Source organism: Thauera sp. 2A1, assembly GCF_009469595.2.
In the GTDB taxonomy this organism is placed as follows: domain Bacteria; phylum Pseudomonadota; class Gammaproteobacteria; order Burkholderiales; family Rhodocyclaceae; genus Thauera.
On sequence record NZ_SSXV01000008.1, the window covers coordinates 58275 to 79069 of the forward strand.

19 protein-coding genes and 1 pseudogene are annotated in these 20795 nt (G+C 65.7%); 10 read left to right on the top strand and 10 right to left on the bottom strand.

From position 1 onward, the window contains the following. Nucleotides 1-124 precede the first annotated feature (124 nt). Nucleotides 125-304 (bottom strand): hypothetical protein, encoded by a 180-nt coding sequence (locus tag GH664_RS09480; RefSeq protein WP_194270373.1) that lies wholly within the window; start codon nucleotides 302-304, stop codon nucleotides 125-127. Next, nucleotides 301-564 carry a hypothetical protein gene (locus GH664_RS09485; RefSeq protein ID WP_096453126.1) on the bottom strand — a complete coding sequence of 88 codons (264 nt, stop codon included), beginning with the start codon at nucleotides 562-564 and terminating at the stop codon, nucleotides 301-303. Before GH664_RS09485 ends, GH664_RS09480 begins: the two co-directional genes overlap by 4 nt. A 401-nt stretch (nucleotides 565-965) precedes the next feature. On the opposite strand from GH664_RS09485, the gene GH664_RS09490 reads away from it, so the two are divergent. Together GH664_RS09490 and GH664_RS09495 are read left to right on the top strand one after the other, a co-directional pair. Then, on the top strand, nucleotides 966-1418 hold the full coding sequence (locus GH664_RS09490; RefSeq protein WP_153167886.1) for a hypothetical protein: 453 nt from the start codon (nucleotides 966-968) through the stop codon (nucleotides 1416-1418). A 5-nt stretch (nucleotides 1419-1423) separates the two neighbouring features. Then, complete coding sequence (locus GH664_RS09495; protein ID WP_096453128.1) at nucleotides 1424-2287, top strand: hypothetical protein; 864 nt, start codon at nucleotides 1424-1426, stop codon at nucleotides 2285-2287. A 260-nt stretch (nucleotides 2288-2547) separates the two neighbouring features. Here the strand turns inward: GH664_RS09495 and GH664_RS09500 are convergent, their stop codons facing one another. The 4 genes from GH664_RS09500 to GH664_RS09515 all read right to left on the bottom strand — a co-directional run bounded on the left by GH664_RS09500 (nucleotide 2548) and on the right by GH664_RS09515 (nucleotide 3830). Beyond that, on the bottom strand, nucleotides 2548-2676 hold the full coding sequence (locus tag GH664_RS09500) for a hypothetical protein (protein ID WP_255424921.1): 129 nt from the start codon (nucleotides 2674-2676) through the stop codon (nucleotides 2548-2550). 68 nt (nucleotides 2677-2744) lie between these two features. Beyond that, nucleotides 2745-3143: a type II toxin-antitoxin system VapC family toxin gene (locus GH664_RS09505; RefSeq protein ID WP_096453130.1), complete on the bottom strand. Its 399-nt coding sequence runs from the start codon at nucleotides 3141-3143 to the stop codon at nucleotides 2745-2747. Then, nucleotides 3140-3376: a CopG family transcriptional regulator gene (locus GH664_RS09510; protein WP_096453132.1), complete on the bottom strand. Its 237-nt coding sequence runs from the start codon at nucleotides 3374-3376 to the stop codon at nucleotides 3140-3142. Before GH664_RS09510 ends, GH664_RS09505 begins: the two co-directional genes overlap by 4 nt. Before the next feature lie 187 nt (nucleotides 3377-3563). Then, nucleotides 3564-3830 (bottom strand): RHS repeat domain-containing protein, encoded by a 267-nt coding sequence (locus tag GH664_RS09515; RefSeq protein ID WP_096453134.1) that lies wholly within the window; start codon nucleotides 3828-3830, stop codon nucleotides 3564-3566. A 117-nt stretch (nucleotides 3831-3947) separates the two neighbouring features. On the opposite strand from GH664_RS09515, the gene GH664_RS09520 reads away from it, so the two are divergent. The 8 genes from GH664_RS09520 (at nucleotide 3948) to GH664_RS09550 (ending at nucleotide 11134) form a co-directional block, all read left to right on the top strand. After that, on the top strand, nucleotides 3948-4229 hold the full coding sequence (locus GH664_RS09520; RefSeq protein WP_096453136.1) for a DUF1778 domain-containing protein: 282 nt from the start codon (nucleotides 3948-3950) through the stop codon (nucleotides 4227-4229). Beyond that, entirely contained in the window at nucleotides 4226-4747 is a 522-nt protein-coding gene (locus GH664_RS09525) for a GNAT family N-acetyltransferase (protein ID WP_153167887.1), read from the top strand. Before GH664_RS09520 ends, GH664_RS09525 begins: the two co-directional genes overlap by 4 nt. 424 nt (nucleotides 4748-5171) lie before the next feature. After that, nucleotides 5172-5411, top strand: a complete 240-nt coding sequence (locus GH664_RS09530) for a helix-turn-helix domain-containing protein (RefSeq protein ID WP_096453140.1) — start codon at nucleotides 5172-5174, stop codon at nucleotides 5409-5411. Further along, nucleotides 5411-6742: a type II toxin-antitoxin system HipA family toxin gene (locus GH664_RS09535; RefSeq protein ID WP_228111451.1), complete on the top strand. Its 1332-nt coding sequence runs from the start codon at nucleotides 5411-5413 to the stop codon at nucleotides 6740-6742. Before GH664_RS09530 ends, GH664_RS09535 begins: the two co-directional genes overlap by 1 nt. A 214-nt stretch (nucleotides 6743-6956) precedes the next feature. After that, the gene (locus GH664_RS09540) at nucleotides 6957-8027 is read left to right on the top strand and encodes a tyrosine-type recombinase/integrase (protein WP_153167888.1); all 1071 of its coding nucleotides are present in this window, start codon (nucleotides 6957-6959) and stop codon (nucleotides 8025-8027) included. 650 nt (nucleotides 8028-8677) lie between these two features. Further along, the gene (locus GH664_RS23915) at nucleotides 8678-9430 is read left to right on the top strand and encodes a homing endonuclease associated repeat-containing protein (protein ID WP_153167889.1); all 753 of its coding nucleotides are present in this window, start codon (nucleotides 8678-8680) and stop codon (nucleotides 9428-9430) included. Continuing rightward, nucleotides 9420-10091, top strand: a complete 672-nt coding sequence (locus GH664_RS09545; RefSeq protein ID WP_153167890.1) for a hypothetical protein — start codon at nucleotides 9420-9422, stop codon at nucleotides 10089-10091. The genes GH664_RS23915 and GH664_RS09545 overlap by 11 nt, the downstream gene beginning before the upstream one ends. Before the next feature lie 806 nt (nucleotides 10092-10897). Beyond that, nucleotides 10898-11134 (top strand): HAD hydrolase-like protein, encoded by a 237-nt coding sequence (locus GH664_RS09550; RefSeq protein ID WP_255424927.1) that lies wholly within the window; start codon nucleotides 10898-10900, stop codon nucleotides 11132-11134. On the opposite strand, the gene GH664_RS09555 is transcribed toward GH664_RS09550, so the two are convergent. From GH664_RS09555 to traF, 4 genes and pseudogenes are all read right to left on the bottom strand, one after another. Next, the gene (locus GH664_RS09555; RefSeq protein WP_153167892.1) at nucleotides 11131-15045 is read right to left on the bottom strand and encodes a DUF4062 domain-containing protein; all 3915 of its coding nucleotides are present in this window, start codon (nucleotides 15043-15045) and stop codon (nucleotides 11131-11133) included. The genes GH664_RS09550 and GH664_RS09555 overlap by 4 nt on opposite strands. A gap of 976 nt (nucleotides 15046-16021) precedes the next feature. Beyond that, complete coding sequence (locus GH664_RS09560; RefSeq protein ID WP_228111452.1) at nucleotides 16022-19828, bottom strand: zincin-like metallopeptidase domain-containing protein; 3807 nt, start codon at nucleotides 19826-19828, stop codon at nucleotides 16022-16024. 64 nt (nucleotides 19829-19892) lie between these two features. Beyond that, nucleotides 19893-19988, bottom strand: a pseudogene (locus GH664_RS09565) (conjugal transfer protein TraD); the annotation flags it as partial. A 243-nt stretch (nucleotides 19989-20231) separates the two neighbouring features. Then, nucleotides 20232-20768 carry a conjugative transfer signal peptidase TraF gene (traF, locus tag GH664_RS09570; protein WP_096452951.1) on the bottom strand — a complete coding sequence of 179 codons (537 nt, stop codon included), beginning with the start codon at nucleotides 20766-20768 and terminating at the stop codon, nucleotides 20232-20234. Nucleotides 20769-20795: the final 27 nt, after the last annotated feature.

Genomic DNA, 20795 nt, shown 5'->3' on the forward strand with positions numbered 1-20795 from the left:
TGCCGCGATCGATTGTGGCGCTGACGATTCCCGCTGCGGCGCATCGACAACGCGCCGCATGGCCACCGTGTTGCCGTCGTCTTCGGTGCGACAGACGATGGAATCGTTTGGCCGCACCGCGAATTCACAGGTGCCAGGCGTTCTCCCCCGCCCGGTTCAGGGCCGGGCGCTGCCGGGCGAGTTCGGCCTTTTCCTCGAACGCATCATCGAGTTCGACCGCGACAGCCGGATTGTCCCCGGCGACGTCATCCATGATGGCGTCGCGGTCGGCCAACGCCGTCGGCCGCTGGACAAGCCGCGTCACGGCCCGCGCTGGCGCAGCGCGGTCTTCCGGGGCGCGAAGTGGGTGCGAGCTGCGTCATCGGGCACGCTCGGGCGAGGACCATCGATAGTCGCCCGGACCTGTGCGCGGAACCAAGCGTCATACGCAGCGGCTTCGTGGACACGCTGCATCTGCTGGGCTGCATCCTGGCGCGGCCGGCGGCTCATGTCGCCCTCGCTGTCTTGCGGGGCGTCGAGCAGGTCGACGCGAACGATGTGCAGCTCGTTGTGCAGGTAAGCCATGCCAGTATCCAGGCTGCGCCACGTCCTGGGCTTGTCGGTGCACCGGGTGCCGAGATGCTTTTCCACCCGGCCGAGCCTGAGCGTGACGGACCAGCCACCGGGTCGGCCAATGATGAAGGGGCCGCGGATGGCGCTCGCCCCGGCTATGCGTCGCTATGGATCGTTTGCGTGCTCATCCGTCCATCCTGCCGCTGGCGCAGTGAAATGGCAGGCGGCCGGCATCGTTTGGCAGCCGCAGCTCGACGAACCGATTCGGCGAGGGGACGGGCGGCCGGACATGGCCGGACCCAGTCCACGGCTTTCGCGTGCTCACTTGTCCCTTGCACGATTCCCGCACTTGCCTGCGCCTGATGCTCGCTGTACCGGGATGATATTCTTGCCCGATGGCGCTCTCGACTCGCATGTTCCTGCTGGATCAGGCTGATCGGCTGTATCGGCTGCCGGGCGCACTGTTTGAGCGCATGCTTCGTGATCCTGGCGGCCACCCGGTACGCCAATTTTCCGGTGCGCGGATACGTATGATCGACATGCTGGTCCAGCTTGAGAACCGTCAGCCGATTGATGTTGCCTGGATGTCCTGTCATGTCCTCACCTTCGATGCGTCCGGATGCCTCGACCCGGGCGCATTCGAGCGTCACCAGCGGGCGCGTGCTGATCTGGGTCTGGCGGCGCTGAGCGGCACGTTCGATCGTAGTGCGTCCGTCGTCGACGCCGCAACGCACTTCGTTGCGCGGGGTGGAGGCTGGACGCCGTCACCCGGCATGCTGCAGCGTCTCCGTGATGTCGGATTGGGCAAATCAGCCTGTGCCCGGCTGTCACTGCGCCGCGGTCCGCGTACGCCGCCATCTCGGTAGAACCCATGCACGAAGCCCCGGAACAGGAGGTCGATCGCTACCTTCGCAGCGGAAACGTCGAGATGCGTTACTCGGCATGGCCCGGGGAGGCCTTTTGCGATCGTGTCCGATACGGCGAAAAAGCGCTTCGCGCGGCGCTGATCGAGGCTGTGCGCAGCCGCCGCCCACGCCGCCGGCGCGGTACGGTGCCGTCCGAGCAGAGCGGCGCGGCGTTCGTTCGCACGAAGCTCGCGCCGATGGTCCAGGGCCTGTTCCCGCGCCATGAGCAGGCGCTCGTGCTTGACGTGCTCTGTGGCTCGATCGTCTTTGTGACGCCGACGACCATTGAGGGGGTGCTCGAACGGGTGTCCTCCCTGAACACGGCGTGGAAGCTGGCCAACCTCTATCTCGCGAGCATCGATGCCGCACTGCTTGCCGACGATGCGCCGAGGATCGTGGGCTTGAGCGAGGAAACGACGTGCTACGTGTCGGGCGAATACTTCAGGGAGGCGGGTCGCTTCGACGACTATCTGGTCCACGAGGCCGCGCATGTCTTTCACAACTGCAAGCGTGAATCGATCGGCCTGCGCCAGACCCGGGTGAAGGAATGGCTGCTGGAGATCGATTATGCCAGGCGCGAGACCTTCGCCTACGCCTGCGAGACCTATGGCCGTATCCTGGAACTCGGTAGCGGGCTGAGGGCGCGGCAGCAACTGCTCGCCGACTACGCTCGCGGGCCGATGCCGGCCGACGACCGGGTGGAGACCGGCGAGTATCTGGACATCCTGGGCGAGGCCATTGCCGCCCGCAATGGCTGGAAAAGCATTCTGGCGCGGTGCGCTGCACCCCGGCCGATGCGTCCCCACCTCACGGGCCATGGAGCATGGTGAGCGGACCCTGTCCTGGACTTGCATGTCGGCTTTGCGACGATCGACGGGTTTAAGCGAAGAGAATGCCAGCCTTCAGGGATCTCTTCCTGAAGAACGCTCCAGGAAGACACACCCGTTCCATGTCGTCGCGGTGCGACCGGTTTCACGTCGGTCGTGATACCCCTCACTGGCTGTGTCGTCGACCGTCCCTTTTTGAGCCGGGGTAAGAGCAGCACGCGGCTCTCGACGTCGATCGGGTGCAGCTTCCGCCCGCAGACCTTCTACACCCGCAGCCCATGGCGAAACATCACCAGGATCAGGCAGTGTTCGCGCGCCTCGGTGGGGCTGACGCCGGTGGCAGTGATCAGGCGCTCGACCTCGCGCGCGGCGAGGTCGCGACGCTCATTCATCCTGTCGCGCAGGAGAAACCGGCATGACCGCTCAAGTCTTCAAGAGCCATCCCAAACAGGAAAAGAGGCTACCGCCAGTTCTCCACCTGTAAGCCCCCCACACGATGGAACTCGCCGACGTTCGACGTCACCACGATCAAACCGCGTGCGACCCCGGTGCCCGCGATCAACACGTCGTAGGCGCCAATCGGCTGCCCCTTGTTCTTCAGCGCAGCCCGAATGGCCGCTGTGGCCTGCGCATCGGCATCCTCGAAGAATACGGTACGCGTCACGGAAAAGAAGGCATCGAGCATGGGCGCCAACCTTCTCGCGCGCTCGCTGTTGAGCGCCAACCCATAGTCGATCTCCATGCGTGTGATCGAGGAAACGACGATCTGATGCGGCGAGGTGGCCTTGATGCGGGCCAGCACGCCGGGCTGGCCTTTCACGAAATCGGACACCGTGCAGGTGTCCAGCAGATATTTCATGCCAACGGATCTTCCACGGGGAGAGTCAGCCGGTCGCGCCCCGCCTCGAACGGCGGTATGTCCGCCATGCCCTGGAAGTCCATCACCGCATCAGGCCACTGGGCCTGCGCGTGTCGTGCAAGCCATTCGCTGACCGCCTTGCGGATCAGCGCATTGCGGCTCTCTCCCGCCTGCGCGGCAACGGCCGTCAGCCGCTGCCCGGTCACGTCATCGAAATAGACATTGAAATGCATGCACGCCTCCAGCACTCCGGCATCACACGTTGTGATGTTATACGCTCGCCGTAACGGGCTCAAGGAGGGGTCGTCTCAGAAAACGGAAAATAAAGCACGTTAAGCCGATTGCATTGGCCACCGCATCGCACGGGTAGGCGAGCGTCTTGCCACCGGCTGCGGTGCTGGTCAGGCGCCCGGCCGCATCTCACACGTAGGCCACGGTGTCGCTATTGTCGGCGTACTTGGCCTGGGTGCGACGGCCCAGCAGATCGTAGGCGAAGGCGACGTTGTCAGCGGCCGTGGGGTAGCTGCGGCTGGTCAGGCGGTGCAGGTTGTCGTAGGCGAGCGTGATGGTTTCGCCGCTGCGCTTGCGGTGGTTGATGAGGCTGCCGACTGCGTTGTAGCCGAACTGCTTGTAGTCGGTGGTCGATGAGGTATTGACGGTGCTCGGGTGCGGGTAGCGCAGCTTCACCCGGCGGTCGTGGCCGTCGTACTCGTAGGGGCCAGCTCACGAAACGGGAAAATCGTATGGTAGTGGCGTGGATCTGTACGGCAATCTGCCGTATAATTTCAGCCGGAGGACAAGACTATGCCCGCAGCCATTTCTACCGCCCGCCTCGAAGCCCGGATCAGCACCGATCTGCATTCGATGCTCAAGCGCGCCGCCGAACTTCAGGGGCGCACCATGACTGATTTCGTGGTCGCTGCCGTCCAGGACGCCGCGCAACGCGCCATCGAGCAAGCCGAGGTCATCCGCCTGTCGCTGGCCGATCAGGAGTGCTTTGCACAAGCGTTGCTGTCGCCGCCGCAACCGGCCCCGGCCTTGGAACGCGCTTTCGCCCGTCGCCGCAAGCTCTTGCGTGCTGAATGAGCAGCGCACCGTTCCTGCTCACGCCGCTCGATGCCGCGCATGTTCGCGCAGCGTTCAACTGCGGTTCAGAACCGCTTGAGCGCTACCTGCGGGAACAAGTCACCCAAGATGTTCGCCGCCGTGTGGCTGCCTGCTTCGTGGCGTTGGCAGAAGGGCAGCGCATCGCGGGCTACTACACGCTGGCGTCGGCAAGCCTGCTGCTGGCCGATCTTCCGGCCAGCGTCGGCAAGAAGCTGCCGCGCTATCCGACCGTCCCAGCGGTTCGCATGGGCCGCTTGGCCGTCGATCAGGCTTTCAAAGGGCAAGGGCTTGGCGGCGCACTGCTGGCCGATGCGCTTGACCGTGCTGTCCGTTCCGAGATTGCCGCCTATGCCTTGATGGTGGATGCGAAGGACGAGGCGGCAGCGGCCTTCTACCGACATCATGGCTTCATCGCTTTGCCCGACTCACCGTTCACGCTCTTCCTGCCGCTGGCAACGGTGGAGGCGTCTCGGAAAACGGAAAATAGCGCGCGCTAAGCCGTTGGCATTCTTGCGCGTCAGGTTGGGCTATAGCTCAAATTGACGTTGACACCACTTATTGGCCTCATCGTCCTGGGCATTCACTCGTTCATTAGCTTGCTGACCGCCTTACGGATCAGCGCATTGCGGCTCTCTCCCGCCTACGCGGCAACCGCCGTCAGCCGCTGCCCGGTCACGTCATCGAAGTAGACATTGAAATGCATACACGGCTGCGGCACGCCGGTATCACGCGTCGTGATGTTATACGCTCGCTGTAACGGGCTACAGGCTGACCGCAGCGGCGCTCCCTTGACGCGCCGACCGCCGGACGCATGGCGTCCTGAACGCACAGGGTCGGCGTTTGGGGATCGCGATTTCCGATATTGCGCATTTATCGTTAATTAAGATAATCTGCATTTATCGGCTTTCCCGCTAGAAGTCCATGCTCAGGCTCAACTCCCCCCAGCAGACCGGCCAGATTCTCGTCACTCGACGAAAGGCGCTCAGCCTGTCCCAGGCAGCCGTCGCGGCAAGCCTCGGCATCAGTCAGAACCGTCTCTCGGAGCTGGAAGCCCATCCCGAGCGCTTCACGCTCGACCGTCTCCTCGCCCTGGCGAGCCAGCTCGGCCTGGAACTTGTGCTCCAGGACAAGACGCCGCCCACCAATGAGAGCGAGTGGTAATGATGGGGCGCCCTGCCCACACCCGCGCTCTCAATGCGTGGACCAACGGCAGGCTGGTTGGCCAGTGGCGTTTGCCGGGGCGGGGACCGACCGAGTTCCAGTACGAGCCGGCCTGGATCGCCTCGCCCGAAGGGCGCCCCCTGTCTCTGTCGTTGCCCTTCACGCTGGACAATCTGCCCCTGCGCGGCGACGTTGTCCGCAACTACTTCGACAACCTTCTGCCCGACAGCGACCGCATCCGTGCGCGCCTGCAGTCGCGCTTTCGCACGGAAAGCACCGGAGCCTTCGATCTGCTGCAGGCCATCGGGCGCGACTGCGTGGGTGCCGTGCAACTGCTGCCCGATAACGTCGAACCCGACAGCGTGTTTCGCATCGACGTAGAGCCGCTCGACGACGCGGGCGTGGAACGGATCCTCAGGGGCACCGTGTCCCTGAGCGGCGTTCTCGGTCTGGCCGCGGTGGAGGAAGGCGAGTTCCGCATCTCGATTGCGGGTGCCCAGGAGAAGACCGCACTAACCTGGCATGCGGGTCAATGGTGCCGCCCCTGCGGCGCCACGCCCACCACTCACATCTTCAAGTTGCCGCTGGGTCTGGTCGGCAACCGTCAGGCGGACATGCGCACTTCGGTCGAAAACGAGTGGCTCTGCGCCCAACTCCTGGCCGGCTTTGGTCTGCCGGTTGCGCCTTGCAAGATCGAGCGCTTCGGTGACCAGAAAGTCCTGGTCGTGGAACGCTTCGACCGCCGGCTGGCGAGCGCCGGCGACTATTGGCTGCGCTTGCCCCAGGAGGACTTCTGCCAAGCCACCGGCACCCCCCCCGGGGCAAAGTACGAAGCCGATGGCGGCCCCGGCCTGATGGACATCGCGCGCATCCTGCAGAATTCGGAAACGCGCGAGGCCGATCTCCGGACGCTTCTGAAGGCGCAATTGCTCTTCTGGATGCTCGCGGCGACCGACGGCCATGCCAAGAACTTTTCGCTCTTCCTGCTCCCCGGCGGGCGCTACCGCCTGACACCGCTCTACGACGTGTTGTCGGCCTGGCCGGTCACCGGCACGGGCCCAAATCAACTCGATTACGAGAAGCTTCGCCTGGCCATGGCCGTGCGCGGCAAGAACACCCACTACAGGCTGCGCGACATCCAGCGCCGGCACTTCAACGATATGGCCCGCAAGTGTGGCCTCGGTGCCGACATGGAGCCCCTCATCGACGAACTGGTGTCCCGCACCCCCCGCGTGCTCGAGGCGGTGAGCCGGGCACTGCCACCGGATTTCCCGCCGGACGTTTTCGATGCGGTCGCTGCTGGTCTGCGTAGCTCGGCCAAGCGGCTATGAGCGGTCGGTGCGTCTGGCGGGACGGCTCGCCGGTGACCGCTACCTGCGGGTGAGCCGCCCGCCCGCGCAGGTGCAAGTGCGGGCGACCAGCGGCGCCTCAGTTGCCCGGGAGACCCGATGACGCGTGCCGTCGCGCTGTCCGCTCGAGCATGAATTCCTGTACGTTTACCCACCCACACATCGACGTCATTGCGCTCCCCGCGCGAGAGGCCCCATGGAACCCGCTGACACTGCGCACCGCACAACCTATGCAATTAAGCGTCAGTCGACCCAACGCGACGCCACCCCCGCCCCCGATCTCTTCGACAGCCTCGAGCGCTGGCTCAACACACCTGACCTCGCCTATGCCTCCTGGCTCAATCACCAGAGGCTGCGTGCCTCCACGAAGACGGTCTACACGGCCATGTTCGGCCGCTTCTGCCAATGGCTCCAGGCCCAGGGCCGCCGTCTGGACACGCTCGACGCCGACGACATCCGGCGCTTTCTCGACAGCGCGGGCAGCGCGCCGCGCCAGCGGGCCCAGCGCGGGCGGCAGCGCCAGCAGTACGTGCGCCAGCTCGAGCGCGTGTTCGCGCATCTGGGCGCGCTGGGCTACCGCGGTGACAACGTCGGCAGTCTCGCGGGCGCCGAACAGGTGGGGCAGGGCAACGATCAGCCGGGCCGGTTCCTAAGCGCGGCCGAATGCGAGGCGCTGATTGCGCTGCTGACGACGACACTGGCGGACCTCGCGCAGGAGGGGAAGGGCGCCGAGGCGTGGATCGAGTACCGGGATCTGGCGCTGGTCGCGGTGATGCTGGGGGCAGGGTTGAAGGTGCGGGATGTGGTGGGTCTGACGCTTAATTGCATTGATTTGGTGGAGGAACGCATCGAACTGAGCCGCCCGGGGTGCGCCCACCGTGCCCGCATCCTTGGCTTTGCCGTCGCGCCGATCCGGGCGTGGCTCGCGCTCCAGGACCAGATCCACGGCGCCGCGGACGCGTCGCCCGTGCGCAAGGTGTTCGAGGCGGACCGCTCGGCCGGCTTCGGACGCCTGAGCAAGAAGGTCACGCTCTCCGCCTCCTCGGTCCACCGCCGCACGCAGAAGCTGCTCGAGGGGGCGGGCATCACCGGCGAGCGGGCGTGTGCGCAGACGCTGCGCAACACCTATGTGGGACTGCTCATCGACGGCGGCGCCACCGACGAGCAGTTGATCGACTATCTGGGGCTGCAGGCCTCGATTAGCGCACAACGCTTGCGCGCCAGTTTCGCGCGTGCAAAGGCTTTGCCGGCTGGGAGGCACTGTTGATCCGCCCCCACCTCACCGGCCGCCACTCAAGCATCGTGGGCTCCTCTGATGCTGAGTGGCGGGACGCAGCGCTGCAGGCGGCCACGTGACAAACCAGCGCCGCCGGCTGGCGAACCGGGAAGGTTGACGACTGCTCTCGTGCCGCGACTACGATGGCCCCTGGCACGCAAGCAGCACGCTGCAAACGTCCAGGTCAGGCGGCACCGATCATCACAACGTTGTCACTTCGACGCACATCGTTGCTTGCCACCGTCACCAGGAATCGGTCAAGTCGACGACCGCTACGGTCATCCAGGGTGCCGCGACATTATCCGAATGGGATGACGGCTTACGCCTGTCGTGCCCTCCCGTAATCGACCGAGACCGGGCATCCGGATTTCCCCGAAGCCGCCGGTGAGGCACGGTGGCCTTCTGTGAGTTTCGCTGCCACGAAGCTGCCGTTCGTGACCTCACGACTACGGCCACAAGCCGGCAATCGCCACCCAATCCGAATAGCGGCCATCCGGGCGAGGCGGTATGCTACGGGACTGTGTTCCAGATGGGCCGCTTCGACCCGCTAGCCCGTCGGCTGCTGCTTTTCCTCTCTTGTTGTTCTGTATTGCGCATAGTTTCTGCTTCTAAACAGTAACTTGTAGAACAAGTTAGCCCACATGACCGAGCCTCAGTTCCAACTGTCCCGTGTATCCGGCGCACCCGTCTCCGACGAGGAGTTGATCGCCGACCTGCAACGGATCGCGTCAGCTCTCGGTTCCGACACAGTGCCCCAAAAGACTTACGGGGCCCGTGGGACGTTTGACTACAGCACTCTTATTCGCAGGTTCGGTTCTTGGAACAATGCGCTCCGATTGGCCGGCTTATCTATTGCGAACGAGATCAACATTTCCGACGAGCGGCTCTTCGAGAACTTGCTTGTGCTCTGGCAGCACTTCGGGCGTCAGCCTCGGCGCAGTGAGCTAGCGTCGCCACCGTCCGTTATCTCCCAGACCCCATACAACCGCCGGTTCGGTTCTTGGACTGCGGCCCTTGAAGCCTTTGTAAGTTTCGCAAACGGTGCAGGCGCTGAATCGCCTACTGCATCTGCTGGCGTAACGCCGTCCCGGCGCACTGGGCGCGACCCTTCGCTTCGCCTTCGCTGGCACGTACTCCAACGAGACCGCTTTTGCTGTCGCGGGTGCGGCACGAGCCCCGCGCTCACTACCGGCGTTGAGCTTCATGTCGATCACATCGTCCCGTGGAGCAAGGGAGGAGAAACCGTTCTTGAAAACCTGCAAACGCTTTGTTCCGTATGCAACCTTGGCAAATCGAATGTGGGCGAACCCATCATTCCACCGGACCTGCGCGAAAAGCCGCGCAGGCCGGTGAATTCAGACGTTAGAGCGCAGGGGAAAGATCATGGCGTCTGACAGGCTTGAACCACCAAAGGCAACCAAGGGTGATGCGGCGCATGCGCTCGCCAAAGCTGGCCTTTCTGCAATTCCAGTTGTCGGCGGCCCCGCAGTTGAGTTGTTTCAGCACTTGATACAGCCTCCCTTGGAGCGTAGAAGAGTTGAGTGGATGGCCTCAGTCGGGGATAAGCTACAGGAGCTAGAGGATCGTGGCATCGATCTAGCGGAACTGGGTCAAAAGGACGAGTTCATCTCTGCGGTCATGCACGCTTCTCAGATTGCGCTGCGGACCCACCAAGATGAGAAGAGAGAGGCACTTCGCAATGCTGTGTTCAATGTGGCTGCCGGGCAATCGCCGGGGGAGGCACTTGAGCACATTTTTTTTGAGTGGATTGACTCGCTTTCCGTCTTGCATCTCCAAATACTCAGGCTCTTTCAGAGCCCCACCCCGCCTCCCAGCATGAGCATGGGAGGCCTGAGTAGCGTCCTTGAGTACAACATGCCGCAGCTAAGGGGGTGTGGGCACATCTACAACCAAGTCTGGAAAGATCTCTACTCACGTGGATTGGTCAATACAGAGGGAATGAACGTAACAATGACTGATCAAGGCCTTGCAGCTAAGCGCACCTCGGACATAGGAGATGCATTTCTCCGGTTTGTCTCGGAGCCTGCGCTCTAATTCAGGTGTTGAACGACAGCTTTCCAAAAAGCTCAAGGGCGGCATTGGGTCGGGATGCGACTGACGTCTCTTCGAGTTCACCGCCGGAAAGCGGCCGCTGAAGTTTCACTTCCCGGAAGCAGCCGTTCGTAGCCGAGTGCTGACGACCCTGAGCTGCCTGATGATGTTTGCAAGGTCGAAGTCGGCTTTCTGACCTTCAAGCTGCCAGTCGTTTCTCCAAGCTGACCGAGTCGTCCTCGGCCAATCCGGACGCTGGGCCTTCCGATCCCGAACAGCCGGTATGTCACCGTAAGCTGCCCGCCGCCGAGGATCTGTGCCGGGCGTCAGCTTCCGATCGACGAACTCACGCTGGCGGGCCCAAAGGCGACGGCCGTGCTCCAGACGGACAATGGTCCACTCCAGGAGGTCGAGCGGACAGTCGCGAGAGGTTCCGGGTGGCGGCAGCCCGGGCCAGTCCGACAATGGCTTTGAATTTCCTATCATTGACGGGCAGCGCAGGAGCGTAGCCTGCGGGCCAACTGGCTAATTCATGCCGACATCGCCGCTGAAATCGGCCCGAGCGGCGGGAACACTGCCGTGGCGGTGCTGCGCGACGCCGGCCTACATTTCACCTTCGACAGCGTCACCACCGCATTCCTGCTGAAGGAGGGGCCTGCTGCTGGTCGCTGTGGTGCTCAACCCGTGCTTTTACGAGCCGGACGGATTCACGCTGGATCTCGGCGCCTTCGTCGCCGCCCTGGGGTACGGCGCCGGCATCCAACGCCGAAATTGTCGGCAAACCCGCCGCCCCTTTCTTCCTCGGCCCGCTGGCCGAACCGGGGGTCGCCCCCGGCGAGGCGGTGCTGATCAGCGACCACTTGCGGGACGACATCGGCGGGCCGCAAGCAGTGGGGATTCCGGGGATTCTGGTGCGGACGGGGAAGTTCCGGCCGGGGGACGAGGCCGATCCGGCGGTGCGGCCCGCCTTGGTGGTCGCGAACTTGAGAGCGGCAGTGGCGGCCATCCTGACTGACGACCAAAGACGCATCTCTGATAACCCCTAAGTTCGCGGTTCTGTCAGATCAAGGAAGTGAAGGCGTCCGCTGGCGTCGCCGGCGACAATCTGGCCGACGGGGAGGGCGAGCAGACAGTAGACATCGGCATCAGCCTCGAACCCCGCGGTGATCCGCTCGAACTGGCGCTGCCAGACCAGAACCCGATGCCCCGTGGCAGCCACCAGGCGACCGTCCGGCAGAACCGCCAAAGCCGTCACAGGAGACCCGGCGGGGTTTTCCAGAACTTGGAATCTAACTTTGCCCCGAAGGTCCCATAGGCGGATCGTGCTATCGCTGTGTCCGGAGACCAGTCTGCCGTCCGGCAGCACCGTCAGGACATTCACTCTGCCCCCATAGGCTGCCAGCAACTCCGGATCGGCCTCGCTCCGGGGGGGCCACAGGAGAATCGTGCCATCGTTACTCGCAGAGGCCACGCGCCCGTCCGGTAACACCGCCAGGGCTTTCATCTGGAAGCCAGGGCCTTCCAGTACCTGAGGCTCAGCCCCGCCCTGGAGGTCTAACAGGCGGATCGTCCCATCGTCGCACTGGGCCACCAAGCGGCCGTCCGGAAGCACAGCCAGAGCATTAACTGCGGCGCCATGGCAGTCCAACACCTGGGGCTCTGCAAAACTCAGAGGGGGCCAGAGGCGGACGGTCCCATCGAAGCTCCCCGAAGCCAGGCGCCCGTCCGGTAACACCGCTAATGAGAATACTGGGCCACCCTCGCCTACCGTCACCTGGAGGTCGGCCCTACCCTCGAGGTCCCAGAGGCAGATCGTACAATCGTGGCTCGCCGAGGCCACGCGCCCGTTGGGAAGCACCGCTAGGGCATTCACCTGATCGGAGTGGCTTCTCTGCACCAGCGGTGCACCACTGCCTTGAAGGCCCCAGAGCCGGATCGTCCCATCGTCACTCCCGGAAGCCAACCGCCCGCTCGGGAGAACCGCCAGGGCATTCACCCGAACGTCGTGGCCGCCCTGCACTTGGGGTGCATTGCTACCCTGGAGACCCCACAGCCGGACCGTGCCATCGACGCCGCCCGAGGCAAGCCGTCCGTCGGGTAGGACCAAAAGGGTGCATACCCCGAGCCAATGACCTTCCAGCACCTCGGGCTCGGTCTCCCCCCGGAGATCCCACACACGGATTTTGCCATCGAAGCTCCCTGAGACGAGTCGCCCGTCTGGCAAGACCGATAGGGTATTGACCTCGCAACCAGCACCTCTAAGCACCTGGGGCTCTGCCACACCCCGGGCGGGCCAGAGGCAGATCGTGCCATTTCCGCTGCCCGAGGCTAGCCGTCCGTCTGGCAGCGCCGCCAGTGCGCCGACCCAGGCGCCCTGGTTTTCCACCACCTGGGGCGCGCCTCCGCCCTGGAGATCCCACAGACGGATCGTGCGGTCGTAGCAGCCCGCGGCGAGCTTCCCATCAGGCAGTACGGCCAGGGCAGTTACCCCGCCGCCGTTACCTTCCAACACCCGGGGCGGGCTACCGCCCGCAAGGTCCCACAGACGGATCGTGGCGTCTCTGCTGCCCGATACTAGCCGCCCGTCCGGTAGCACCGCCAGAGCCTTGACCCAACCTCCATGGCCTTCCAATACCTGGGACTCAATCCCTTTCGAGAGATCCCACAGGCGGATCGTATGATCGATGCTCCCAGAGGCTAGGCGCCCGTCGGGCAGTATCGCAAGGGCGCTCACATCGCCGCCATGGCCTTCCAGAACACCGAGCAACGCGGTTTCGAGCCGCAAGCTGGCGGTCGATGGCAGCAGGACGGTAGCGGGCGAGCCCGCCACCTTTTTGCGAACGCTAGTGCAAAGTGCAGAAATTCCGGGGATCAAAGCCCGCCCGTTCAGCCGGCCCAGCACCTGTGCTGCCAACTGCCCAGGATCACGCCGCAGCACATGGGCGGAGTTGCGCAAGCAAGCCGCTAGCAAGCTACCGAAGCCGTCCTCGGCCAGATGCCGGCAGTCGCCAATGAGGGCATCCGCCCCGACCAGTCGCAAGCGCTCCCGCAGCCAGCAGAAGTCCTGCATCAGCATGGTGAAGGCGTTCTGGCGCTCGGTAGCGTCGGGCAGATGGGCGGCGAGGTGGCGCACCAGGTAGTCGAAGCGGTGGATGCTCCCTTCAGCAATCCGTTGGAGGACCCGCTGGTGGATGCCCGCCTCTGCCTCTGCCAGATCCACGGCAAAGGGCCCCGCGCGGGGGAAGCCTTCTTCGTTCTCCCGGCTCAGCCATTCGGAGATTGAGAAATGCTCGAACGTATAGCCTCTCCGGCGCTGGACGATGAAGTCCGGCAGGAGGGCGCGGGCGTCTTTCACGTGAGCGGGTTGACAGCCCAAGAGCTCGGCTAGGGGCTCGGCGGACACAGGCTCTCGTAGGGCGCAGAGCAGGCCCAACAGCTTGCGGTAGGGCTCGTAGTCTCGCCCGGCGCGGTCGAAGCGGCGTTCGAAGGCGTCCCGGTAGAAACCGTCCATGCCCGGCGGCAGCGCCCCGGCCTGGGCTAGGGTAAGGCGGCCGCCTTCCAGATCCCGCAGGGCGCGTGCGACGTAAAGGAACTTGCCGCCGGCCTTGTCCCGCAGCAGCGTCGCCAGCCATTCGGCGCTCTTGCCGGCAGCGGCAAGCTGCCCGGCAATGGGCTCGGCGCAGGCCCGGTTGAGGGCGAAGGCGTAAAGGTCCTCGCGGTTGTGCTGGCCCTCGGCGTCGATCTGGGCGAGGGTGAAGGCCTGTTGCAGGCGGCCGACGACTTCCGGGTTGTTACGCGAGGTCACTGCGACTTGCACCCACGGCGGCAGACGCCGGGCCTTGTTCGCCAAGAGCGTGACCAAGGTGCCGGCGCGGCGGGCATCCTCGGCATCCACCTCGAGGGCTTCATCCAGGGCATCGATGAGGATCAGGCGCGGTTTCGGCGGGGCCGGGAGGGCGGCCAGGGGGTTGAGGATGGCGGCCTCGAAGGCGCTGCCGGGGTCTTCCATGGCCTTTTCCAGGCGCTCCTGGAGTTCCGGCTGGGCTTCCACCTGCTCGCGGTAGCCGGGCAGCCGGTCCTGCAACTGCGCCGCCAGGCTGCGGACGAAGGTGCCGGCGCGCAGCGTTTCCCGCGTGTCGTGCTGGCAGAAGTGCCAGGCGAGGATGGCGCCGTCCGGGTTGCGGGCGACCAGTTCGGCGAAGAAGGCGGACTTGCCGACGCCGTAGTCGGCGCGGATCAGCAGGGCGCGGGAGTCCGGGTCGGCGAGCCAGGTCTGGATGTGAGCGAAGAGCCACTCCCGCCTCGCAAAGCCGCGGCGCTTGTCGATCATGTAGGCGGAGAAGTCCCAAGCGGCCGGCCAGCGGAAGGCAGATTCGCTGAGGGGGGATGTTGGCTGCTTTCCCGCAGGTCCAGCCAGTCGCTCCTTTTCCCATGCGCTCGCCGCTTCCAGGACGAGCCGTGCCAGTTCGTCGGGACTGGAAAAGAAGCGGTTGCCGTGTTCCTTGCCAACATGATCGCGAAAACGACGGATGCTGACGCCGCGGTCGCCGTCCTCCTGGAGCCGGTCGTCAAACTGCTCCAGCCAGGGCGCTTTCGAATCGAGTTGGAAAACGAGGCGGGGCAGACAGGATACCGTCGCCTGAAGGTACTCGCGCTCGGTGATCGACAGATTTTCGGGGTTGCCCTGGGCGGGAATGTAGCCGTAGCGCTTGGCCAGGATTCCAACGTAGAGGTCGCAGGACGCCACGTCCGCCAGGCATTTCGCCAGCGGTCGCCGATCGAACGCCGGGTAGTCCTCCATGACCACCAATTCGTAACCCGCCCGGCGCAGCCCCTCATTGACCTTGGCGCGATAGTCCTTCAGGTCTTCGAAGGTGGAGGAGACATACACCCGCGTCTTGCTCATTCGGCTAATCTCGGGGAAGAGAAGGTCCATGCCGGGCAATTCGCCCAGCATGGCTGAACTCTAGCCGAACGCACCGGCGCCGTCAGTCACGGGCGCATGGCCCATAATCCTCACGGTCTGCCGAAATATCCCACCATTCACCGCCGCGGCCCCTCGTCCCGCAGCAGCCCTCGCAGTGCACGCTTTTTCTCCAGCATGTGTTCCACCCCTCTAGGTGGCGGAGGATGGTGCAGGTGAGCACCGGGTGGGCGAGGATGAACTTGAGGAAGAACTGGCTCAGTTGCGGCATTCGATCACGGCGGCGAAATCTGGCACGGGTTTGCCGCGCACGGCGGCGAAGAGGTTACCGCCCTCGAAGGGGCGGTGGGAATCACGGCCATCCCGCGCTTAGCGGCGAGCGGTAGGAGGCGCTGCTCCACTTCGCGGCCCGATGTAGAGTAGGCGCTCCTCGGCCTTCCAGCGCCGCCGGGTGTGCAGGTGGGCCTCCCAGTCCAGCACGTTATGGATCTGCATGAGGTCAATCCGCGGCAGGCCCCAGAGGGACATTGACCGCACCATCTGCTGCTCGCCAAGCCATGGCCTTTGAACGGCGCGTTTAACGTCCCGATTCCGTGGCTGGCAGGTGGCCGGAGCGGGGTGGGTCCGGACAAACCACATCACGAAGGCCCTTAGTCCCTCACGTACGGCTGCTGACGAACCCATACCGATCACCGGCCTTGCAGTGAGCGAACAGCCGGTCAGGCCGAGTTATTCACGTGGGTTATCTGGCAGGTTTCAGAGTGTAGCCGTCGATCCAATGGCAGCTATGTCGAATCGATGACCGACCGGTCATGGCCGGGTTGAGCCAACGCGAGCTCCGAGTTGGCCTCCGTAAACCGGTCATCCAGGATAAGCCGACGAGGGAAGTCCTGACAGGGAAGCGGTGATGCAGACGACGGCCCGAGCGCTTCGATGTGGGCCTGCGTGGTGCTCTTCAGCGCTTCGTCGATCAGCTCGCCCGATCGCAGTTGCCGACGAGCCCGCCGGGTCAAGCGATCCGCGCCACACGCCTGGGCTGCAGCGGCGCGTGGATGTTGTGCTCCTTCTCCGGTTCCGGTGTGTGCTCGCGCTTCAGTTCGTCCTCGTGGATCACGCGGCTGACTTTAGCCTTCAACTGACGTTCAACGCCTTCGCGACCGAGCACGCTCCGTGTCGCCAGGTCATTGAAGTCGGTGTGCGCCTTCATGTGCTCGAGGGCCGCCATCTGCAGGTCGCTGAGCAGAGCGCCTTTCAGCTCCGCCACCTGCTGGCCGGTGAGCTTCACGCTCTCAGACGCCCCCTCAGACGCCTTCTGCGCATCCTCCAGCGCTTTGGTGGCGCGAAGGTGCGCCCGGTAGCGCTGCGGCGTAATGGGGGGCAACTCGGCGGGATAGGCGTTCTCGCCCGGTGCGAAGATCGGCAGCAGCGCCTTGCCCCCCACGGCCTTCGCGGCTTCCTCGGCTTTCACCCGACCGGCATTGGTGCCCTGCGTGAGTTCCAGTTGCCGGTCGTCGTCCCCCAGGATGAGGACGGGCTTGTCGGGAAACGTCTCGTGCAACGCCCGGGCGACTGCAGCCAGGTTCCCCGAGTCGAACGCTGCGACCGTCGCAAAGCCCAGCACCTCGGCGTTGGTGGCCGCCGTCGCGTACCCCTCGGAGATGACGAGCGCCGGGGCACGGGCGAGCGCCTCCAGGCCGCCGACCGCATGAAAGCACCCGTCCTTGCGGCTGTCCTTCGCAAAACGCTTGGTGCCATCCTCCTGGATGTACTGCATCGTCCACTGCTTGCCATGCACATCGTAGGCGGGGATGCAGGTGGTCTTCCCCTCCTTGTCGGTGAAGACCCCGGGGTGGACCTGGATTCCCTTGCTCCGGATATACGGGGTCGGCGCCACCACCGGCGCCAGATCGGCCAGCTGCTTCACCACGCGCTGCGCCGCCGCTTCGTGCGCGCGCTCCTGCTCGCGGGCGCGGGCGGCGAGCTTGCCCGCCGCCTCGGCCGCCCACCGGGCCTTCTCCTGGTCGTCGAGGACGTAGCCTTTCGACTTCCAGGTCATCGCGACCCCGGTGCGGTTGTTCTTGATGTAGCCGGCCGGGTGGCCGTCCAGGTGCGCGACATAGAACCCCGCCTGCTCACCCTTGCGGTCGCCCTCGACGCCGATCCGGTGCGTCCTGCCGTCCATGATCGGGTGATCGCCGCTCAGCTCGCACCCCACCGAGCGCAGCGCGTCGGTGAACTCGTCGCGCGGGCTCATCGCCGGCGCCTGCTGCGCCGACACGTTGTCGGGCAGCCAGCGCTGCAGCCGCTCCAGGTCGGCCTTCGGGCCGGCATACCAGGACCGCGCGGCCCTGTCCCACGCGGCGCCAGCAGCCTTCGCCGCGGCCCGCTCGCCATAGGGCACGGCCAGATAGATGCGGTCCTGACCGGCCTGCGGGCCGGCACGGGGGCCCTGGCGGGGCTCTGCGGCCGCCTGCATCCATTTGGCAAAGGGCGCCCAATTGACCCCTGGGGGCAGGTACCACGCCTGTTCCTGCCGGTCCCAGCGTGCCCCGAGCGCCTTGGCCTCGTCCTTGTCCTTGTATGGAACCTGCAGGTAGGTCCGCCCGGCCTGTGCCAGATGCTCGGCGCCGTGGCCTTGCCTATCCGCCGCGGCAAGCGTTGCATCGAGGTCCGCCGCCTTGCGCGCCGCTTCGGCCGCCCGGACGTCCTCGTCCGTGCGGTCCGGATCGCGCCGGACGCGATCCTCGTGCGCACGCGCCAGGATGGCTGCCCGCTCCTGCTCGTCGTCGCTCGAATGGGCGGCAATCACGGTCAGCCGGAACGCCAGATGCTCGGCCTTGCGGGCGCTTCCGAAGTCCTGCACGAACGCGAGACGTCCATCCTCGCGCTGGGCGTAGACGCTCCAGAGCCTGGGCGCCACCCCCACATCAGTCGCCGCCACGACGTGGGTGGCGCCGTTGAACGAGACCTCGGCGCTCGCCTGCACCACGACCTGGCCGTTCCAGTCGTGTGGCAAGGCAATGTCGAAGGCGTCACGCGCCGCGCGATCGAACGCCGCCCGATCGCCGGCCTTGCGCGCCTCGCCCACCATGGCTTCCTCGCGGAGCTGCTCGAGCGGCTCGATCGCCGCCGCGATCTTCGCGTCGAGCGCATCCGGATCCTGCGGCAGTGCATGCCGCGTCCAGAACGCGTTCTGCGTGTTGAGCGGCTGCATCGCGTCGAGGACTTCGGCGACGCGCTCGATCCGGGCGAAGTTCGCGGTCTCGAGGGCGCGCATCAGCGTGCCGTGCTCGAGCTGTTCCAGCGTCCACGTCTCGGCGACCTCCGGGGCCGCCTGTTGCGGTGCCTGCGCCATGTTCGTCTCCTGTCCTTGTTGCAGGGTCTGGAAGAGCTGTTCAGCCTTCAGGGCGAACGCCTGGGCCAGGCCCTTGCGCTCGAGATAGGGCTCGCCCATCCGCGAATCGGCCGGCTCGAGGCCAAACACGGGGGAGAGGCGGTCATGCGCCTTCTCCCGGAATTGACCAGGGTCATGACCGGTGACGTGCCCCACGGTCGTCAGGCCGCGGCTGCGCAAGGCTTCCGGCAGGGAAGCGCCCACAAAGGCCTCGAAGTGGCTGAAGGTCACTTCCGGGTCACCGAGGATTGCGTCGATGTCCACCGCCAACGCCCGGACGACGGCCGCCTCCCGGCGGGCATCCTCGAACGTGGCCGCGTTCAGCGGCGTGAAGGAACGTTCCTCGCCTTCGCGGCCCACATAGAAGAAGGTGGTGTCGCTGCGCGCGAGGCCCTGCCAGTCGGCAGGCAGCGGCTCGGCTGACGCCCAGCGGCGCAGCACGCTGGTGCTGTCGAGGAATGCGTCCGGATGCATCTGCTGTGCGGACGCACGCGCTGCATCGTCGTGCTCCAGACCCTGCACCTGAACCTGCTGCTGCTGCTCGAAGGCCAGCACATAGTCCTTGATCTTCTCGGCCTCGGCCGCCGCCCGGAAAATCTCCAGCGGATCGTCCCGCAGCGCCTTGATCCATGAACCGACGTAGGCGGCGTGCTGCCCCGGATCGTGCCCGATGCCCAGCTCGTCGCCGAGGATCATCGAGGCGATCTCGGCGCGCAGCTCTTCTTTCGCGTACCCCTCGCTGCCGAACGGATGCGCGAGATCACGGGCGAGCCGGGACGCGTGCCCGGTCCAGTGCCCGAGCTCATGCAGGGCCGTCGCATAGTAGGTGTCGGCGCCCGGAAACTGGCTGCGCTCGGGCAGGTGAATCGTGTCGGTCGCGGGCCGATAGAAGGCCCGGTTCTGCTCGCCGTGGCGGATCACCGCCCCCGAGGCGGCCAGGATGTGCTCGGCCCGCTCGAGCGCATCCCACGCCGGCGCCGTGTGCGCCAGCGGCGGCAGACCGTCGATCTGCTCGGCATTGAACACGGTGGCGAAGAAAACGCGCGGGCGCTCGAGCTGGACGGTCTGCTTGACCGGCTCGCCGTCGCCATCAAGCACCGGGCGGCCCGCTTCGTCACGCCGGACCTGCTCTTCGCTGAACTGCCAGTACTGGACGGGCGTCCCTTTTTCGCCCTTGCGCACCTGGGCCCCAACGGCAGCGGCCTGCCGGTAAGTCATCCACCGGTTGTCGGCGCGCCCCTGGCTCATCAGGTGAATCGCGTTAATGCCCTTGTAACGCTTGCCGGTGGTCGGATTGAGCGGCAGGACGGCGCCCGGCTCACCGGGCGCCCACGGCCGCTGCCAGGGCGCGGTGCCGGCTTCGAGTTGGGCGATCAGGCGCTCAGCCACCGTTTCATGGAAGGGTTTCCGGGTCTCGGCCATGATCTCAGCCCTCCCGCGCGCGACCGGGGACGGCCGGCTCGATGCGCTCGAGCTGGCTCTCGAAGGCGTCGGCTTCGCTCAGGGCGTCCTCCACGAAGGCGCCCGCGCGCTCGGCCTCGAACGGATCGAACTCGACCCGGTAGCCGGGCGTCATCGCATCGACGAATTTCGCTGAAATCGTGGCTGAAATCGCGGCGGCAATCGTGTCGCGGATCGTGCCGGAGGTCGTCCCGCTCGCAAGCTCCCGCGTATCGGCGGCGGTGGCGTCGGGATCGGGAATGGGAATGGGCTCGGTCATGGTCGGGACTCCTCTGCGTGCGGGGGGTGGAACGGTGGCGGGCGCCCTGGCGCGCCGCGTGGCGATGAACAGCGAGACGGCCGGCGCTTTCATACGGGCCTCCCGCTACCAGGTGAGCACCGGGGCCAGCGCCGTCACGATCTGAGCGCGGGGCAGGGGCCCGAAGTAACGCGCATCGAAGGACGTGGCGCTGATCTCCGACATCAGCAGGACCTCCGAGGCCCCGAGCCGGTAAGGACCCGTCCGCCAGCGGGGCAGGGGCCGTCCGCCGACATCGGCCGCCCGCGGCGCCGTGAGCGCCAGCAGCACGCCATTGACCGACACCCCCACATCGGACACCGCGATCTCGTCCCCCTGCGCGGCGACGAGGCGCTTCATCAGGTAGCCGTAACCGCCCGGGCAGAAGCCCGCGCCCAGATAGCCGCGCGCCCGGGCTTCATCGAAGAGCGGGGTGGGCGGGGGACAGACCAGCACATATGCGCCGGGCATCGCGGGCGCACGGCTCACCCGGTAGAGACCGACCGGAATGCTGCGCGTCGTGTTGATGCGCACGCCCGCCGCCTGGGCGAGCGCCGCCCCGGCGAGCACGACGACCCCCGCCAGCGCCAGGCCGGCAGCGATCCGGCCCACGGGCCCTGGCACCCGGTGCCGCCCGCGCCGCCTGCCGGG